We start from the raw sequence: 18,744 nt of genomic DNA on the forward strand, positions 1-18,744 counted from the left end.
GACATCCGGACCTGGATCGCCGCATGGAACACCGATCCCAAGCCCTACGTCTGGATGAAGACCGCAGACGAGATCCTCGAACGCCTCGCCAGCTATCTGAACAGAATTCCTGACTCAGAAGACTAGGTCCTGTCGTCAAACTCCCGCCGTCCGCCCGGAGGGCGGGCCCGGCGGCGTCAGGTGCGTGCTCTCGGCGCGCGGGGCCCTGATCCTCGTACTGGATGTACTTGGGTCAGGGCCCCGTGCGGCGAGAGTGCGTGCATGGCCCCGCCGGGCAGACGGGAGTTTGACGACAGGGCCTAGGGGACGACCTCCAGCTGGGCCATCATGCCGACGCTGGAGTGCTCCAAGAAGTGGCAGTGGTAGACGTACCGGCCCAGGTAGTCGGTGAACGTCGCCTGCAACCGCACCGATGTGCCGGCCGGCAGCCGCACGGTGTCCTTGAGCCCCTCGTCGTCCTGGGACATCGGCATGCCGAGGCGGTCGAGGACCCGGAACTGCACCAGGTGCAGGTGGAAGTTGTGGTCGAGATCGGCGTCGTCGTTGTGCACGGTCCAGATCTCGGTGGTGCCCCGCTTGACGGTGAAGTCGACGCGGTCCGGGTCCCAGGGCTTGCCGTTGATCAGCGGGACCGGTTCGCCGGAGAAGTCGAACTTGAGGCTGACGTCGCGCTGCACGGTCGCCCTGGGCAGTGCGGGCAGGGGCCGCAGCCGTGCGGGGATCCTGTCGGCGTCGGCGGCCGTGGACATCACGTCGAACCGCAGCACCTCCCCCTTGGTGCTGTCGCTGAGCATCACCGACGTCCCGACAGGGATGCCGGTGAAGTCGATGACCAGGTCGGCGCGTTCACCGGAGCTGAGCGTCACCGAGGAGCGGGGCACGGGGGCCGGCAGCAGCCCCCCGTCCGAGCCTATCTGCGTGATCTTCCCCTGCGCGAGGCTCAGCGTGTACGTGCCCTCGTTGGTGGCGTTGAGGAAGCGGAAGCGGTACTTGCGGGCGGCGACCGGGAAGTAGGGCTTGATCTTTCCGTTGACCACCACGTGGTTGCGGTCGTGCGGGAAACCCCATATCAGGGTGCCGTCGGCGTCCAGCTGGACGTCGGTGAACATGACCGGCACGTCGTACGCGCCGGTCGGCAGCCCCAGATGGTCCTCGGCCGGGTCGTCGACGAGGTAGAAGCTGTGCAGCCCGCGGTAGGTGTGCTCGGCCTCGTCGCCGTGCACGTGGTCGTGGTACCAGAGTGTGGCGCCACGCTGGTTGTTCGGGTAGCGGTAGACCTTGGCGGCACCCGGCATGATCATGTCCATCGGGTGTCCGTCGTCGACGGCCTTCACATGGCCGCCGTGCAGGTGCACGTTGGTGTGCACGGCGAGCATGTTGCGGAACCTCACCGTGACCGGGCGGCCGGTGCGGCCCCGCACGGTCGGGCCGACCCAGTCGCCGCCGTACGTGAGGGCGTCGGTGACGACGCCCGGCGCCAGTTCGAGCCGCGCGGGGCGCACCTCGATCTCGTACTCGTCCCCGGCCCGCGTCTGGCGGACCGGCTTCGCGACCGGCGGCACCGGCATGCGTGTCCGGAACTCCTCGACGCGCAGCGGCTTCGCCCTGCGTGACGCGGACGGGCTCGGGCCATGCGCGTGCGGATGGGGCGCGGTGGGTGTGGTGGGTTCGACGGACGAGGCGAGTCCACGGAACAGCATCGTGGACCCCGCCACCGATCCGCCCGCGACGAGAAACAGCCGTCTCTTCAACGTATTCTCCCCCTGATTCAACAATGCCGACGGAACCCTACGACGGCGGGGCGGGCCTCACCCTCTTCCAGATTGCTGACCTTGGCCGGGTGTACGGGGCCGGGTTTCGGCGCCCGGACGGAGGGTTCAGGTGCAGGCGCTCAGCGTGACCGGCACGCCGTTGAAGACCGCGTTGCCGGATGGCACGTCCACCGCGCCGCCGGTCAGCTCGTTCACGTTGACGCCGGCCCGGTCCGCAGCCAGCCGCTGCCCGGTGTTCCGGTGCCCCCAGCCGTGCGGGAGGCTCACCACCCCCGGCATGATCGTGTCGGTCGGCTCCAGCTCCACCTCCAGCGCGCCCGAGGCCGAGGTGATCCGGGCCCGCTCGCCGAGTCCGAGCCGGGCCTGGTCGTCCGGGTGGATCTGCAGGGTGCAGCGGTTCGTGCCGCCCGTCAGCCTGGGCACGTTGTGCATCCAGCTGTTGTTGGAGCGCAGGTGGCGGCGCCCGATCAGCACCATCGGCGCCGGGGGACGGCTGATCGCGGCGCGCAGACGGCCGGTGTCCTCGGCGAGCGGGCCGGGGGCCAGCTCGACCCCCTCGGACGGGGTCTTGAGGATCTCGCCCAGCCGGGGTTCGAGCGGGCCGAGGTCGAGGCCGTTCGGGTGCCCGAGCAGCTTCTCCCGGGTCAGTCCGTACGGGCCCATCCGCAGCATGGCGTCGAGCAGAAGGTCGGGGCCGTCGTGCCCCTCCAGTTCGGCGCGGGTCGTCACCGGGATCGCCTCGATGAGCTGGCTCAGCATCTGCTCGGGCAGGCCCGACGGGTCGGCCTCCGCGCCCAGTCCCATCGCGATCAGCGTAAGCCGCTCCATGATCTCGGCCTCGCTGCGCTGCCCCGGTTCGAGCGGCAGCACCGCCGGTGAGTAGCGGGCGTAGTTGCGCACCTGGATGGTGGAGATCAGGAAGTCGTAGTGCGGCATCTGCAGGGTGCGCGGCGGCGGCAGGATCACGTCGGCGTGCCGGGTGGTCTCGTTCAGGTAGGGGTCTACGGCCACCATGAAGTCGAGGCCGTCCAAGGCGCGGTCGAGACGGCCGCCGTCCGGGGTGGAGAGGACCGGGTTGCCGGCGACGGTGACGAGGGCGCGCACCTGGCCGGGACCGGGCTGCTCGATCTCGTCGACCATCGTGGCGGCCGGGAACTCGCCGAGCGTCTCGGGAAAGCCGCGCACCCGGCTGTGCCAGCGTCCGGCGGTGAACGGCTCGGGGCTCTTGTGCACCTCGGCGGTGGCCGGCCTGGCGTACATCGCGCCGCCGGCCCGGTCGAAGTTGCCGGTCAGGACGTTGAGGACGTCCACGAGCCACTGTGCGAGGGTGCCGAACTCGGCAGTGCAGGTGCCGACGCGGGCGTAGACGGCGGCGGTGGGCGCGGCGGCCAGCTCGCGGGCGAGCCGCCGGATCGTGCCCGCGTCGACACCGCAGTAGGGGGCCACGTGCTCGGGGGTGAATGCGGCGGCGAGCTCGCGCAGCCGGTCGAGCCCGGCCACCGGGACCCGGATCGTGTCCAGGTCCTCGGTGAGCAGGGTGTGCACCATGGCGAACAGCAGCGCGGGGTCACTGCCGGGCCGTACGAACACATGCTCGTCGGCGAGTTCGGCGGTCGGGGTGCGCCTGGGGTCGACCACCACGATCCGCCCGCCGCGTTCGCGGATCCGCCGCATCCGCCCGGCGAAGTCCGGTGCGGCGCACAGGGAGCCGTTGGACACGGCGGGGTTGGCGCCGATGATCAGGAGGTGGTCGGTGCGGTCGAGGTCGGGCACCGCGACCGCCCACGGGTCTCCGGTCATCAGCCCGGACGCCACGTGTTTGGGCATCTGGTCGACGGTGCTCGCCGAGAACACGTTGCGGGTGCCGAGCGCCATGGCCAGCGGTCCCCGGTAGAGGATGCCGGCCATGGTGTGGAACGTCGGGTTGCCGTAGTAGAGGGCCAGGGCGTCCCGTCCGTGCTCGGCGATGACGGCGTCCAGGCGACGGCCCACATACGCGAACGCCTCGTCCCAGTCGGCCCGGCGCCAGGAGTCGCCCTCGCGCACCATGGGGCTGGTGAGCCGGTCGGGGTCCTCGTCGAGACGGCCCAGCACGGCTCCCTTCGGGCACATGTAGCCCTTCGAGAACGGGTCGTCCTTGTCGCCGGTCACCGAGACGACGCGTTCGCCGTCGAGGGTCAGGCGCAGGCCGCAGACGGCCTCGCACAACGGGCAGGTGCGGTACGCGGTCCTCATGTTGTCGTCCTTTGGTCAGTGCAGGCTGATGCCGACGGCATCGAGGGCCTTGAGCACCGTGCCGCGCTCCAGTTCGGCGGCGACGAGTTCGAGGTCGTCGGCCATGTAGCGGTCGTCGTCGAGGGTGGGCACCAGCGAGCGGATGGTGTCGTAGGTGACCCGGGCTGCCGGGCTGAGCCCGTCGCGGCGGCCGGAGACGTCCACGGCCTGGGCCGCGGCGAGGAATTCGAGGGCCAGGATGGTGTTGTTGTTGCGCAGCACCCGGCGGCAGTTGCGGGTGGCGATCAGGCCCATGCTGACGACGTCCTGGTTGTCGCCGTTGGACGGGACGCTCTGGGTGCTGGCCGGGCTGATGGTGCGGTTCTCGGCGACGAGCGCGGTCGCCGGGTACTGGGCGCCGGCGAAGCCGCTGTTGAGGCCGGGCTCGCCCTTGACCAGGAACTCCGGCAGGCCGTAGCTGAGGTGCCGGTTGAGGAGGCGGTTGCTGCGCCGCTCGGAGAGCACGCCGAGCTGGGTGAGCGCGATGGTCAGGAAGTCCATCACGAAAGCGATGGGCTGGCCGTGGAAGTTGGCGCCGTGGAAGATCTCCTGGCCGGGGAAGAACAGCGGGTTGTCGTTGGCGGAGTTGAGCTCGATCTCCAGCTTGGTGCGGGTGTGCGACAGGGTGTCCCGCATGGCTCCGATGACCTGCGGGATGGCCCGCAGCGAGTACGCCTTCTGCAGATAGACCTCGGAGCGGTGGACGTTCCCGCCGTCGCCGTTCTCCTTGCTGGCGGCCACCTCCTTGCGCAGGTCGGCGTGTTCGACGGTGAGGCGGCTGCCGGCCATCAGGGTGCGCATGTTGGCGGCGCTGGCGATCTGTCCCGCGTGCGGGCGGGCGATGTCGTGGCCCTCCGGCTGGAACGGGCTCATCGAGCCCTGCAGGGTCTCGACGACCAGCGCGGCGACGATCTCGGCGTGCCGGGCCTGGGCCAGCGCGTGCTCGGCGAGGAGGGAGCCCACGCCGGTCATCGCCGACGTGCCGTTGATCAGGGCGAGGCCCTCCTTGAAGCGCAGCTGCAGCGGCTCGATGCCGAGCGAGCGAAGCACCGGGCCGGTCGGTGTCTTCACCCCGCCGCGCAGCAGGTAGCCCTCGCCGATGAGGGTGCTGGCGATGTGCGAGAGGGGGGCGAGGTCGCCACTGGCGCCGAGCGAGCCGATCTCCGGGATGGCCGGGGTGAGGCCCTCGTTGAGGTAGAGGGCGAGGCGTTCGAGGATCTCGGGGCGGACCGCGGAGTGGCCCTTGGCGAGGGCGTTGAGGCGGGCGGCGACGATGGCGCGGGACTCCGGCTCGTTGAACAGCGGGCCGACGCCCGCGCTGTGGCTGCGTACGAGGTTGGTCTGGAGCTCGGTCTCCTTGGCGGTGTCGACCAGCATGTAGATCATCTCGCCGTAGCCGGTCGTCACCCCGTACACGGGGATGTTCTGCCGGACGGTGTCCTCGAACTGTTCGCGGCTGGCCGCGGCGCGGCTCAGCACCTGCGGGCCCAGGGCGACCGGTACGTGCTCCTCGGCAACCCGGCGGACCTGCGGCACGTCGAGCGTCTCGCCGTCGAACTCGACTCGGACATCGGTTCCCACCATGGTCATGTGAAACTCCCGGTCAGGTGTGGTGACAGGACGCCTGGTTGCGCGTCGATGCCACCACCGGCACACCGGGTACCGCACCTTCTCCCGTGCCCTGGTGGTGATCACGTGCCGAAGTCGCCGCGTGCCCCGCGGTGCCGGACTCCGGGCTCTTCCAGGCTCTCCCGCGCTGCGGCCGCCCTCCCCGCCGGCCGCCGAAGTCCGGGCACGGGCGTCGGCAGGAAAGGCACCGCGGAAGATGCAGCGGCCGCCCGACGGCGCCGAGCATGACGGCATGCGAGACAAGGGAGGCCAGATGATCAACGTGTTTCAGCCGAGCGTCGGCGCCGAGGAGCTCGCGGCGGTCGGCAAGGCCTTCGACAGCAACTGGCTGGGCTACGGGCCCCGGACGCGCGAGTTCGAGCGCGACTTCGGCGAACACCTCGGTGTCCCGCCGGAGACCTTGCTGTTCCTCAACTCGGCCACCTCGGCGCTGGGTCTGACGGCCCAGCTCCTCGAATTCGGGCCGGGCGACGAGGTCGTCGTCCCGTCGATGAGCTTCGTGGCCAACGCCAACACGATCGCCGCCACCGGCGCCCGCGTGGTGTTCTGCGACGTCGACCCGCACACCCTGAACCCGTCCGCGGCGGACATCGCCGCCTGTCTCACGCCGCGCACCAAGGCCGTGACGATCCTGCACTACGGCGGCCACCCGGGCGACGTCGTGGCGATCAACGAGCTGTGCCGGGAGCGCGGCATCCCGCTCGTCGAGGACGCCGCCTGCGCGGTGCACTCCCGGGTGGACGGCCGGGCTTGCGGCACCTTCGCCGATATCGGCATCTGGAGCTTCGACTCCCGCAAGATCATCACGACCGGAGACGGCGGCATGATCTATCTGCGCGACCCCGAACTGGCCCGCCGCGCCCACCGCCTCGCCTACCACGGCATGGAGGACCGCGGTGCGTTCGCGGCGATGGCCCACAACCCGCGCCGCTGGTGGGACCAGACCGTCCACGAGGTCGGCCAGCGGCTCATCGGCAACGACATGACCGCGGCCATCGGCCGGGTCCAACTACGCCGGCTGCCCGGCTTCGTGGAGCGCCGCCGGGAGATCTCGGCCGCCTACGACCGCATGCTGGCCGGCCTGCCCGGTGTGCGGCTGAGCCCGCCGCCGCCCGCGGGGCACGAGTCCACGCACTACTTCTACTGGGTGCAGGTCGACCCGGCGCTGCGCGACGGGATCGCGGAGTACCTGCTGGAGAACGGCGTCTACACCACGTACCGCTATCCGCCGCTGCACCGGGTCCCGCTGTACGGCTCGGACGCGCAGCTGCCCGGCACCGACACCGCCGCCGCGACCACGCTGCTGCTCCCGCTGCACCAGGCGCTCACGGACGCCGAGGTCGAGCAGGTGGCGCGGCGTTTCCGCGAGGCGGTCGAGCGGCACGCACCGAGCGCGGCGGCCTGACAGCCGGTGTCCGCAGGGCAGTCGCTGCCGCGTCTGCCCGGGCGGGCCTGCCCGTACGCGCCGGAGCCGTCACCGCCTCGGCACCCGGGCGGCCGACCGCCCGTCACTCAACCACGGAGGCATCATGACCATCGGCGCCGACACTGTCGTCACCGAGTGCACCGCCTGCCGGATCTGCGGGAACCGCAGTCTGCTGCCGGTGCTCGATCTGGGGATGCAGGCGCTCACCGGCATCTTCCCCCGGCCCGGCGAGACCGTACGGGTCGCGCCGCTGGAGCTGATGCGCTGCGCCCCGGGCGGCTGCGGGCTGCTGCAGGTGCGGCACACGCCCGACCTGTCGCTGATGTACGGCGAGCACTACGGCTACCGCTCCAGCATCCGCCCCTTCATGGTCGGCCACCTGAAGGGCAAGGTCGCCGCCCTCACCGGCCTGGTCGACCTCGCCCCCGGCGACCTCGTGCTCGACATCGGCAGCAACGACGCGACGCTGCTCAAGGCGTACCCGTCGGACGTCACCCGAGTCGGGATCGACCCGACCGGCGAGAAGTGGCGGGCGTCCTACCCCGACGACATCGCCCTGATCCCCGACTTCTTCTCCAAGGACGCCTTCACCGAGCGGTACGGCGACCGGAAGGCGAAGGTCGTCACCGCGATCGCGATGTTCTACGACCTGCCAGACCCGTTGGGCTTCATGACCCAGGTCCGCGACATCCTGGCGGACGACGGCGTGTGGATGATCGAGATGAGCTACGCGCTGCCGCTGCTGGACATTCCGGCGTACGACGCGATCTGCCACGAGCACCTGGAGTACTACCAGCTGCGGCAGATCGAGTGGATGGCCGCCCGCGCCGGGCTCACCCTCACCACCGCCGAGATCACCGACGTGAACGGCGGCAGCCTCTGCGTCACGCTGGTGAAGGACCCGTCGAAGCACCGCATCGACCACGCCGGCATCGAGCGCGTCCGGCAGCGCGAGGCGGTGCGCGCGCTCGACACCGACGAGCCGTACGAGTCGTTCGCGCGTCGTGTCGCCCGGCATCGCGACGAGGTCCGCGCGTTCTTCGACCGGTCGCGCAGGGCAGGGCTCCACACCGTCGGCTACGGCGCGTCCACCAAGGGCAATGTGATCCTGCAGTACTGCGGCATCACCACCGACGACCTGCCGTGCATCGGCGAGGTCAGCGCGGAGAAGCAGGGCGCGGTCACGCCCGGCTCCGGTATCCCGATCGTGTCCGAGGAGAACGCCAAGGCACGCAGGCCGGACCAGTTGTTCGTGCTGCCCTGGGTGCACCGGCAGGGCTTCGTCGAGCGGGAGCGGGAGTTCGTCGCCGCCGGGGGCAGGCTGGTCTTCCCGCTGCCGTCGGTGGACGCCCCGGCGCGTTCCCGGGGCGGCGTCGGGTGACGCGGGCCGGGTTCCTGTCCTCGGCGCTCGTCGAGGACGGGCGGGTCGACGCCGACGTGTTCCTCAAGGAGCGCTCCGCGTCCGCCGCGTACGACGTGACGGAGGTGCCGCTGGCGTCGCTCGGCGCATGGCACCTGGGCGAGCGGCTGGTGCACTCTTCGGGACGCTTCTTCACCGTCGAGGGTCTTGCGGTGCGCACCAACCACGGCCGGGCGCCCTCGTGGCGGCAGCCGATCATCGTGCAGCCCGAGATCGGGATCCTCGGGATCCTCGTCAAGCGGTTCGACGGTGTGCCGCACTTCCTGATGCAGGTCAAGATGGAGCCCGGCAACACCAGCCTGGTGCAGTACGCGGCGACGGTGCAGGCCACGCCGAGCAACTACCAGCGGGTGCACGGCGGACGCTCCACGCCATACCTGGACTACTTCCTGCCGTCCTCCCGCCGCCGGGTGCTGGTCGACCGGCTGCTGTCCGAGCACGCCGCGTGGTACCTGCACAAACGCAACCGCAACATGATCGTGGAGGTCCCGCCGGACGAGGACGTGCCACAGTACGACGATTTCGCCTGGCTCACCCTCGGGCAGATTCGGCGTCAGCTGGCCCGGGGCCACGTCAACATGAACGCCCGTACGGTGCTGGCCTGCATCTCGTACGCCGCGGGCGGGACACTGCCCGCCGACGACTTCCACGCGGCCGTCGTCACCTCGCACCGCAGCCACCGCTCCAACGCCGACCTGGCCGAGGCGATGACCTGGCTGATCGACCAGAAGGACCGCTTCACCCTCGAAGTGCGCCGCGTCGGCCTGTCCGAGCTGGACGAGTGGATCGCCGACGACCAGAGCATCCGGCACCGCGACGGCGACTTCTTCCGCGTCGTCGGCCTCTCCGTGGCCGCGAGCAGCCGCGAGGTCGGCTGCTGGACCCAGCCCATGCTGGAACCGGTGCCCGGCAACCTGGTGGCCTTCCTGTGCCGGCGCCGCGCCGGGGTCCTGGAGTTCCTCGTCCAGGCGATGGTGCAGCCGGGTCTGACCGACCGGCTCGAACTGGCCGCCACCATTCAGCTGTCGCCCGGCCTCCACCGCACCGGGGCCGCCGCGCCGCCGCTGGTCGAGTACCTCGCGACGGCCGGGCCGCAGGTGCGGCACAGCTCGGTGCAGTCCGAGGACGGCGGCCGCTTCCTGCGGGCCGACACCCGGCACGTCGTCGTCGAGCTGACCGCGGACCGGGACATCGCCGTCCCGCCCACCCACCGGTGGATGACCCTCGGTCTGCTCGACCGCCTCGTCGCCGCCGGCTACTACGTCAACGTCGAGGCACGCAGCCTGATGGCGTGCCTCCTCTAGGAGACCGTATGGACTTCCTGCTGGTGGGCCGGTCGCGGTTCGCGCAACGGCGGGTGCTGCCCGCCGCTGCGGCGCTGCCCTTCGGATCGACCGCGGTGGCGAGCCGCCGCGACGGCACCGACTGGCGTACCCTCGCGGCCCGCAGGCCGGGCCTCGTCCACGTGTCCTCGGCCAACGGCGACCACGCCGAGGCCGTGCTGTGGGCGCTGGAGCACGGGAACCACGTCGTGGTGGACAAGCCCGCGTTCCTGACCCTGCCCGAGGCGACCGCGGCCGTGGCGCTCGCCCGGGCGTCGTCCCTGGTCCTGGCCGAGGCGACCTGCTACGCGTACCACCCGATGTTCGCCCACGCCCGCGGCCTGACGTTCGACGGGGCCGTGGCCGTCTTCACGCCGCCGGTGCCGCCCGACGACTTCCGTCACGACCGCGCGCGGGGCGGCGGCGCCTTCGCCGACACCGGGCCGTACTTCGCCTCGCTGGGCCGTGTCCTGTGGGACGCCGAGCCCACCCGGGTCGAGGTGATCGTGGGCGACCGGTCCGCCGACGGCCTTGAGCTGTCGTACAGCGTCCTGGCCGGATATCCCGGCGGCCGGACCGTGGTCGGCCGGTTCGGCTTCACGTCCGGCTACCGCAACTCGCTGCACCTGCTCGGTCCGGGCACGGGCGCCGACTTCGAGCGCCCGTTCTCGGCGCCGCCCGACCTCTCCCCCACCGTGCGGGTGTCCCACGACGGCGCCTCCGTGTCCCACCGGGTCGCCCCGGCCGACAGCATGCTGCTCTTCCTGGAGCAGGTCCTCACGGCGATCCGTACCGGGTCGAGGGAGTTCGACGCGCCGCTGCTGAGCGACGCCCGGACCCGGGACCTCCTCGCCCGCGCGGCCGGCGCCTGAACTCCCTCGGCCTGTACGAGAGCTCACATGAACTCTCGCACGTGTCAGCGGAGTTCGTGCGCAGCCTCCGCATCGCCCCCCACCCGCACACATGCGGACGCCACCCGCGCATCGCGGGTGGCGTCCGTGGGTCGAGGCAGGGTCAGACCTTGGCGGCCGGCTCCCGAGTCTCTCCGGGACGCTCGGCCCCACCGGCTTCGGCGTCCGTACCGGCGTCCGTGTCCGTACCGGCGCCCTTGCCCGCGTCCGCCTCGGCCGTGGCGTCCCCGTCGGGTGTGGCGTCACCCTCGGCCGCCTCGCCCGTCGGCGGGAACTGGCGGAGAACCGTGACGGCCACGACCACCAGGGCGGCGGCGATGACCGCGGAGACCACCCCGACGCTGCGCAGGGCCGTGGTGAAGGCGTCCCGTGCGGCGTCGAGCAGGGCTTCCCCGGCGGGGCCCGGGAGTTCGGCCGCAGAGGCGACGGCACCCGTGATGTTCTCCCGGGCCACCTCGGCCGCGCCGTCCGGCACACCCGACGGCACGTCGAGGAGGCTCCGGTAGACGGCCGTACCGAGCGTGCCGATCAGCGCCACGCCCAGCGCGCCACCGAGTTCGCCGCTCATCTCTGAGACCGACGACGCCGAACCCGCCCGCTCCGGCGGCACCGCGCCGACGAGGAGGCCGGTGGAGAGCGACGCGAAGCCACCGGCACCCAGCGACACCATCGCGACGGCGATGATCGGCAGCGCAAGCGAACTCGTCCGGTCCGCCTGCGTCATCAGCAGGAAGCCGACCATCGAGACGGCGAGGCTGACGGCGATCACGATGCCGGGGCGCCGCTTCTGCGCCAGGATCGGCGAGCCCATCGAGCCGACCACCAGCGCCACCGCGGAGATCACCATCCACAGGCCGGTCTGCAGGGCGGACAGACCGCGGACGGACTGCAGGAACAGCGTGAAGAACAGCGCCAGGCCGGACATCATCACCGAGCCGAGCAGCATGATCATGAGGGCGCCGGTGAAGGCGCGGTGCTTGAACAGCTTCAGGTCCAGCAGCGGGTTGTCCTGCGTCTTCTGCCGCCGGACGAACAGGTACCCGACCACCAGGCCGGCCACCAGCACGAGCGCGGGCAGCGGGGCCCAGCCATCGCGGGCCAGCTCCTTGAGGCCGTAGATGGCCGGCAGGATCGCGCCGAGCGAGAGCACTGCGCTGAGCAGGTCGATGCCGCCGCTCTCACCGCTGCGGTACTCCGGCAGCAGTGCCGGACCGGCCAGCACGATCAGCAGCATCACCGGCACATTGATGAGGAAGACCGAGCCCCACCAGAAGTTGGTCAGCATGGCGCCGCCGACCGCCGGGCCGACCGCCGCGCCGCCCATGAAGCAGCCGATGAAGACCGCGATGGCCAGGCCCATCTGCTTGGGGTCCGGGAACATGTTGCTGATGAGGGCCAGCGCCGACGGCATCACGGTGGCACCGGCGATACCCATCAGGGCCCGCGCCGCGATCAGCATCTCGGGGCTGGTCGAGTACGCCGCGAGGACCGACATGAGACCGAAGACGGCCGCGCCGATGAGCAGCAGCCTGCGGCGGCCGGTCCGGTCGCCGAGGCCGCCCATCGTGATCAGGAAGCCTCCGATGAGGAACCCGTACACGTCGATGATCCAGAGCTGTTCGACGCCGGTGGCGCCCAGATCCGCGCTCAGTTGCGGGAGCGCCAGGAAGAGCACGCTGGCATCCACGGACAGCAACAGCGCGGGAAGGGCCAGCACCGCCAGCCCCCACCACTCGCGCCTACCTGCCTTCACGACCGGGGCCGTGTCGTCAGTAGGTTGCATCAGGTATCCCTTCTAGTTCTTCCCGAGCATCCGACGGATCTGGGAACAGGTCTCCTTCAAGGAAGCCAAGTTGTCACGATCGGGAGCCGTTCAGTTCTTCCAGATTGCGCAATCCGTCGGTCGTCCGGGGAAAGGCGTTGACGATCTCGACGGCCGGGACGTCCGACCCCGGCAGCCGTTCGGCGACGAAGCGGCGCACGTGCTCCGCCAGCTCGGCCGCCTGCGGATAATTCACGTGGCAGGAAGCCGACTTGAGCGGTTCGACCGGATCGTAGAGATCGGTCAGCGGCTCCTCCTCCGGCGCGCTCAGGAAGACCGCGTCCATCTCGCCGGGCTGCGCCGACCCGGTCACCACGACCCTGCGGCCGAGCTGTTCCGCGAGCAGATGCAGGTCTTCGGGGAGCAGGCCCGCCTCCTCCTGGGCGGGTGGCGGCTCCTCGCCGCGCCGGACCGCCGCCGCCGAGGCGAGCAGGCGGAGCAGCGCGCGGTTCGGGATGCCCGTCACCCGCAGGTCCTCCCCCGGCCTGCGCCGCAGCTCGGCGGTGAGTTCCGGCCGGCCCGCGAAGGGCAGCCGGGGTACGCCGGTGAGCGAGCGGACCGGTGCGGGGCCCTTGTGCAGCACCACGTCGAAGCGGAAACTGGTCAGCTCGTTGACCTGCGAGCCGCGTTTCAGCTGGATGTCGACGCCGGCGACGTCGGGGAGTTCCCGGGCGGTCGCGACGAAGTACTCCGGTGCCAGCAGCAGCCACTCGTGGCCCGCGACGGCCTCGTCCACGCGGTCGCGGAGCTCGGCCGGCGCGGCCGACGGGTGCTGCGTGCGCTGGATCTCGGTGACGAACTCCGGGAGGAGGCTCAGGTTGCGGTTGTCGCCGATGAACAGTCGGCCGCCCGGTGCCAGCACCCGCAGCGCCTGCTCGACGACTCGGCGCATGTACCCGTGGCCCGGGAAGTGCATCGTCACCGAGTTGATGATGACCGTGTCGAAGTAGCCCTCGGGGAACCGGTCGGTCTCCACGGCCTCGGCGGCGCGCAGGTGCACCCGGCTCGCCCAGGGCACGCCGGAACTCCTCAGCCGCGCCCGCAGGTTCGCGATGGTGACCGGCGAGAAGTCGGTGGCCCGGTACTCGGCGCAGTCGGGGGCCAGATGCCAGAGCAGCAGTCCCGAGCCGACACCGATCTCCAGGACCCGGGACGGGTGCAGGCCGCGGATCCGTTCGACCGTGGCGGCCCGCCACTCCTCCATCTGCTCGGCGGGGATCAGGTCGCCGGTGTAGCTGCTGGTCCAGCCGCTGAAGTCGGACATGGGGCCCCCGGCGGAAGCGGCACCGCCGTCGGGGCCGCCGTCGGAGGCACCTCGGGAGGCACTCCCGGAGGAACCGGTCCCGGAGTCGTCGGAGTCACCGGCGTACAGATCGTCGTAGAGCCGCCGCCATTGCGCGACGAACTCGGTCTGCGGTGCCGCGTCCGCCGGCATCACCTGGATGACGCCGTCGGACACGACCGCCCGCTCGACCTGCGGATGCGTGGCGGCGACGGCCTCGATCTCGGCGTCACCCACTACGGATTGGACAGTCAACTCCCGCTCCTTCTCGAGATCGTGTCTTTCTCAAGGGGGTGTGTCCCTGCTCGAGCGAAGGCGCGCGCGGCCTAGGCGGTCGCGTGCGTGGCCAGGGCCTTCAGGTCGACCTTCGCGTTGCGCGTCAGGGGGAAGGCGTCGACGAAGGACCACAGTTCCGGTACGGCCCACGACGGCAGCGTCTCGCCGACCCAGCCGCGCAGCTCCGCCGGGGACGGGGCCGCTGCCTCGGCGATGACGCCGGCGATCAGCCGCTGGTCGGCGACCTTGCCCTCGCCGACGACGACGGCGTCCCGGACCCCCGGGTGCTCGCGCAGCCGCCGCGCGACCGCCTCCGGCTCGACCCGGAATCCGCGTACCTTCAGCTGCCGGTCGAGGCGGCCGACGAACATCAGGCGGCCGCGGGTGTCCCAGCGCACCAGGTCCCCGGTGCGGTAGAGCCGCTCGCCGGTCTCGGGGTCCAGCCCGCCGAACGCCTGGGCGGTCTCGTCGGGAAGGCCGAGGTAGCCGTCGGCGAGGGCGATGCCGCCGACACAGAGTTCCCCGACCGCGCCCGGCGGCACCAGGCGGCCGCCGTCATCGAGGACGAAGACCCGCGTGCCGGGGACGGGCCTGCCGATCGGCAGCGGGTCGCTCACCTCGGCCGCCGCGTCGAAGTGGTGGATGGTGGTGAAGGTGGTGCACTCGGTCGGGCCGTAGGCGAGGCTGATCCGCAGTCCCTCGTACCGTTCGAGCAGTCGCCGCACCTGCTCCGGCGGGGTGACCTCGCCGCCGGTGAGAACCTGGCGCACGTCCGCGAACGCCTCGGGCCGGTGGTCGGCCATGAGCCGGAACAGGCCGGTGGTCATCCACGCCACGCTCACGCGGCGCTCGGCCAGGAACCGGCCCAGCTCGGTCACGGTGACCGGGCCGTCCGGGAAGATCTGCAGACTCGCGCCGGACAGCAGCGGCGCGAACAGCTCCAGGGTGGAGGCGTCGAAGGCCAGCGGCGCGGTCCGCGAGAACCGTTCGCCGGGCCCGGTCCGTACATAGCTGACGTCTCGCACCAGGCGTACGACCGCACGGTGCGGCACGGGCACGCCCTTGGGGCGGCCGCTGGAACCGGACGTGAACGCGATGTACGCGGTGCGGCCCGGGTCGGCCGGTGCCGGCTCCGGTCCGGGCTCCAGCGGGGTGGCCGGGCTCCAGGGCTCGAGGGCCGGGCCGGCAGCCAGTTCGGCCACCTCGGGCGAGCCGATCACGGCGACGGGCGAGACCTGCCCGAGGATCTTCTCCAGCCAGTCCCGCGGCGCGGCCTGGTCCACCGCCACATACGTCGCACCCCGGTGCAGCACGGCGAGCACGGCGACGACCTCGGCGGTGCCGCGCGGCAGGGCCACGACGACGCGGTCGCCGGGGCGGACGTCGGTGAGGGCGGCGGCCTGGGTGCGGACGGCGGCGAGGAGTTCGTCGTACGTCAGGTCCTCGACGGCAATCTCGTCCGGGTACCGCTCGGCGGTCTCCTCGAAGAGCTGCCACAGCCCGGTCTCGCAGTCGGCGGCGGGCGCGTCGGCGAGCTTCCGGAGCCACTCCCGCTGCCCCGGCGCGACGGCGTGGACCGACGAGACGGGCGCGTCCACGTCCGCGACGAGGTCCTCCAGGGCCGCGACGAATCCGTCGATCAGCGCGTGCGCCTCGTCCGGGGTGAACACGCCGGGCTGGTACTCCAGTTGGAGCGCGGGCCGCTCGGCCCAGCTGGTCAGGAACAAGGTGGTCTCCATCATGGAGGAGCCGGTGTAGCCCTCGTGCAGCGGCAGGTCGAGACCGCATTCCTGCAGCCGGTCGGGCATCAGCTCGTCGTGCGCCTCGAACACGCCCTGGATGACCGGCAGCCGGTCGGTGACGTGGTCCTGGCCCAGAGCCGAGATGACCTTGTCGAGCGGGAGTTCGGCCCGCTCGGTGGCGGCCGCCCAGCTGGCGGCGCACGCCCGCAGCTGCTCGGCGACGGTGCGGTCCTCGTCCATCCGGAAGCGCACCGGCACGATACGGACGCACAGTCCGAGCACGTCGTGCAGCTGGGCGGTCTCGCGGCCGGACATCGCGACGCCGATGGCGAGGTCCCGCAGCCCGGCCCGCCGGCCCATGGCCAGGGCCCACGCGCTGAACACGATGACGGTGTGGGTCACGCCGAGCCGGCGTGCGGTGGCCATGACCCGGTCCCGCAGCCCGGCGCTGAGGCCGAACGGCAGGTGCACGCCGTTGACGTCCGGGGGGTCGGGCCGCGCCCGGTCGACCGGCAGCGGGACGGTCTCGGGCAGTCCGGCGAGGTCCTCGGCAGCGAGCCGGGTCAGCTCGGCGAGCCGGCCGTTCCCGGCGATCTCCCGGTCCCGGGCCAGGATCAGCTCGGGCGAGAGGCCCGGCTCGGCGACACCTGTGGTGTACGCGCGGGCGAAGGCGTGCCAGAACCGGCTCAGCGCCCACCCGTCGAGGAGGGCGTGGTGCAGCAGGATGCTCAGCAGGTCCGGGCCGTCCTCGACGCGGGTGTGCACGAACACGACGGGCGGCTCGATGAAGGGCTGCAGCAGCCCCGGCGCCGCGGACAGCTGGTGGTGCACGATGTTCACCGCGTCGCCGCCGGGCGGCGGGGCGAGCCGCTGCTCGATCAGCCGCGGCTCCCAGTGAGGCAGCACGCGGCGTGCGAAGCCGTCGTCGGTACGGGTGAAGGCGGTGCGGAGCGCCTCGTGGCTGCGGGTCAGCGCGGTCAGCGTCGTGCGCAGCCGCTCCGGATCGAAGGGGGTGGCGCTCTCCGCCGTGAACAGTACGCGCACCGGACGGCCGTCGATCTGGTCCTCGGCCATCAGCATGCCGTCCTGGCTGGTCAGAAGCGGCCGGTCCACCTCGGTGGTCGCGGCGGGCGCCGGTACGGGCCGGAACTCACCGGCCTGTGCCATGGCCTCCGCGAGCGGCACCGAGCCGCGCATCGCGCGGACCGGCGGGGAGATGCCGAGCCGCCGCTCCACCCGGGCCACGAAGTCGGCCGCGCGCAGCGAGGTGCCGCCCATGTCGATGAAGGACGCCGTCCCGGCGCGCTCCTCGACCGTGCTGACCGCACACCCCAGCACCTCCGCCGCCAGCGCGATCCACTCCCTGCGCATCGCGTCGTCCGAGGCGGACGCCACGCGGTCGAGATCACTGGTTGTCATGGTGTCTCCTCGGGGTTCTGCCACGGTTCCTGCCGTGGCACCACTCGATTCATGCTCGTCGCTCCCGCGGACCGGCGGCATCTTCCCCGTTGCCCGACCGGGCAGCGCACGATCCGTGTACGCCGTCCCGCATGCTCAGGGCCGGTGCTGCGCCGTCAGCCGTGCGATGGCCGGGACGGTCTCGTTCGGTGTGGGCAGCTCGTTCAGCCGCGCGCGCAGGCGGGCCGCGTTGTGGCCGAACTCCGGGTCCTTCAGCACCCGGAGCAGCTGGTCGCGCAGCGCGTCCGGGGTCAGCCGGTCCGGGTCGCTCACATAGAGGCCGGCGCCCTCCTGCTCCAGGATGTCGAGGTGGGCCAGCGGGCCCCAGAACTTGTCGTTGCCGAACTTGCCGGGCACCACGAGCTGCGGTACGCCGTGCTGCAACGCCGTGATGAACGTGCCGTAGCCGCCGTGGTGGACCACCGCCGAGCAGGTCGGCAGCAGCGCCGTCAGCGGCACGAACTCGACGGCGCGCACATTGTCGGGCAGCGTCGGCAGCGCCGCGATCTGCTCCCGGCCGAGCGTGATGACCACCTCGGCGTCCAGGTCGGCGACCGCCCCGAGCAGCTCACCGGCCGGCGCACCGGCGTCGAGTTCGCGGAAGCTGAGACCCAGGGTGAGGCAGACGCGTCGGCGTTCGGGCGCGTCGAGTACCCAGTCCGGCACCGCCGACGGCCCGTTGAACGGGGTGGGCCGTGTCCAGAGGTAGTGCGTGCCGGGCGGCTGCCAGGTCCACGGCGGGGTGGCGTTGATCGACCAGTGACCCGTCAGGGTGTGCTCGTCGTAGGCCAGCCCGTGCCGGTCGAGGAGGGGCCGTACGACCTCCCCCAGCGGGTCCCGGTCCGGTGTGGCGGCCCGCAGCTGGGCCAGCGAGTCCGGGCCGAACACGAAGCGGGCGTGCGCGGCGCCGGCCGCCTGCGCGGCGGCCGGGCCGGCGTAGGCCATGGTCATCGCGTCCCAGATCACCAGGTCGGGCCGCCACCGGCGGGCGTAGCGGACCGCACCGTCGATCACCGAGGGCGAGTTGAAGAACGGGAAGTGCTGCGTGGCCAGCCCGTCGAGTTCGCCGTACGGGTCCTCGGCGGCGTACTCGCTCTGCGTCGCCCTGCGGCGCGGCCCGGCCGTCGCGGTGGCCGTCGGGGCCGGGGGCTCCGCCGCCTCCATCACGGCCGCCATCGTGGCGCTCACGTCGAGGTCGTCGCCGATCGCGACCGCGGGGAGGCCGGTGCGCGCGATGTCGTCGGCGCTGAAGTTGGCGGCGTCGGGCTGGCTGGCGACGTGCACCTCGTGCCCGGCGGTCCGCAGGGCCCAGGCCAGCGGCACCATCGCGTACAGGTGGGTCTTGCTCGGGCACGTCAGGATGAGGATGCGCATGGAATCTCCTGCAGCGGGGTCGGGGCGGGGGCGGGG

General features: G+C 71.8%; 11 protein-coding genes and 1 pseudogene. 5 read left to right on the forward strand and 7 right to left on the reverse strand.

Going from position 1 to position 18,744, the window contains the following annotated elements; genetic code table 11:
• Positions 1-126, forward strand: a pseudogene (locus tag DMH12_RS39975) (IS630 family transposase); the annotation flags it as partial.
• A gap of 173 nt (positions 127-299) precedes the next feature.
• Here the strand turns inward: DMH12_RS39975 and DMH12_RS27355 are convergent.
• The 3 genes from DMH12_RS27355 to cmdF all read right to left on the reverse strand — a co-directional run bounded on the left by DMH12_RS27355 (position 300) and on the right by cmdF (position 5,636).
• Positions 300-1,751, reverse strand: a complete 1,452-nt coding sequence (locus DMH12_RS27355) for a multicopper oxidase family protein (RefSeq protein ID WP_260474361.1) — start codon at positions 1,749-1,751, stop codon at positions 300-302.
• A 126-nt stretch (positions 1,752-1,877) separates the two neighbouring features.
• Positions 1,878-4,007, reverse strand: coding sequence for a molybdopterin oxidoreductase family protein (locus DMH12_RS27360; protein WP_125494116.1), 2,130 nt, complete (start codon positions 4,005-4,007; stop codon positions 1,878-1,880).
• Positions 4,008-4,022: 15 nt separating this feature from the next.
• Complete coding sequence (gene cmdF, locus DMH12_RS27365) at positions 4,023-5,636, reverse strand: tyrosine 2,3-aminomutase (protein ID WP_125494117.1); 1,614 nt, start codon at positions 5,634-5,636, stop codon at positions 4,023-4,025.
• Positions 5,637-5,928: 292 nt separating this feature from the next.
• Between cmdF and DMH12_RS27370 the strand changes: the two genes are divergently transcribed.
• From DMH12_RS27370 to DMH12_RS27385, 4 genes are all read left to right on the forward strand, one after another.
• On the forward strand, positions 5,929-7,080 hold the full coding sequence (locus DMH12_RS27370) for a DegT/DnrJ/EryC1/StrS aminotransferase family protein (protein WP_125494118.1): 1,152 nt from the start codon (positions 5,929-5,931) through the stop codon (positions 7,078-7,080).
• A gap of 124 nt (positions 7,081-7,204) precedes the next feature.
• Positions 7,205-8,482, forward strand: a complete 1,278-nt coding sequence (locus DMH12_RS27375) for a class I SAM-dependent methyltransferase (protein ID WP_125494119.1) — start codon at positions 7,205-7,207, stop codon at positions 8,480-8,482.
• Positions 8,479-9,825 carry an NDP-hexose 2,3-dehydratase family protein gene (locus DMH12_RS27380; protein WP_185832576.1) on the forward strand — a complete coding sequence of 449 codons (1,347 nt, stop codon included), beginning with the start codon at positions 8,479-8,481 and terminating at the stop codon, positions 9,823-9,825. Before DMH12_RS27375 ends, DMH12_RS27380 begins: the two co-directional genes overlap by 4 nt.
• A gap of 8 nt (positions 9,826-9,833) precedes the next feature.
• Positions 9,834-10,715 carry a Gfo/Idh/MocA family protein gene (locus DMH12_RS27385; RefSeq protein ID WP_125494121.1) on the forward strand — a complete coding sequence of 294 codons (882 nt, stop codon included), beginning with the start codon at positions 9,834-9,836 and terminating at the stop codon, positions 10,713-10,715.
• 142 nt (positions 10,716-10,857) lie between these two features.
• Here the strand turns inward: DMH12_RS27385 and DMH12_RS27390 are convergent, their stop codons facing one another.
• The 4 genes from DMH12_RS27390 to DMH12_RS27405 all read right to left on the reverse strand — a co-directional run bounded on the left by DMH12_RS27390 (position 10,858) and on the right by DMH12_RS27405 (position 18,708).
• Entirely contained in the window at positions 10,858-12,537 is a 1,680-nt protein-coding gene (locus DMH12_RS27390; protein WP_125494122.1) for an MFS transporter, read from the reverse strand.
• A 73-nt stretch (positions 12,538-12,610) separates the two neighbouring features.
• On the reverse strand, positions 12,611-14,113 hold the full coding sequence (locus DMH12_RS27395) for a class I SAM-dependent methyltransferase (RefSeq protein WP_125494123.1): 1,503 nt from the start codon (positions 14,111-14,113) through the stop codon (positions 12,611-12,613).
• Between the two features lie 71 nt (positions 14,114-14,184).
• A complete protein-coding gene (locus DMH12_RS27400) occupies positions 14,185-17,295 on the reverse strand; it encodes a non-ribosomal peptide synthetase (RefSeq protein WP_185832577.1) in 3,111 nt (1,036 codons plus the stop codon).
• Positions 17,296-17,430: 135 nt separating this feature from the next.
• Positions 17,431-18,708 (reverse strand): nucleotide disphospho-sugar-binding domain-containing protein, encoded by a 1,278-nt coding sequence (locus DMH12_RS27405; protein ID WP_125494125.1) that lies wholly within the window; start codon positions 18,706-18,708, stop codon positions 17,431-17,433.
• Positions 18,709-18,744: the final 36 nt, after the last annotated feature.

The organism is Streptomyces sp. WAC 04229 (assembly GCF_003947455.1).
GTDB lineage: Bacteria > Actinomycetota > Actinomycetes > Streptomycetales > Streptomycetaceae > Streptomyces.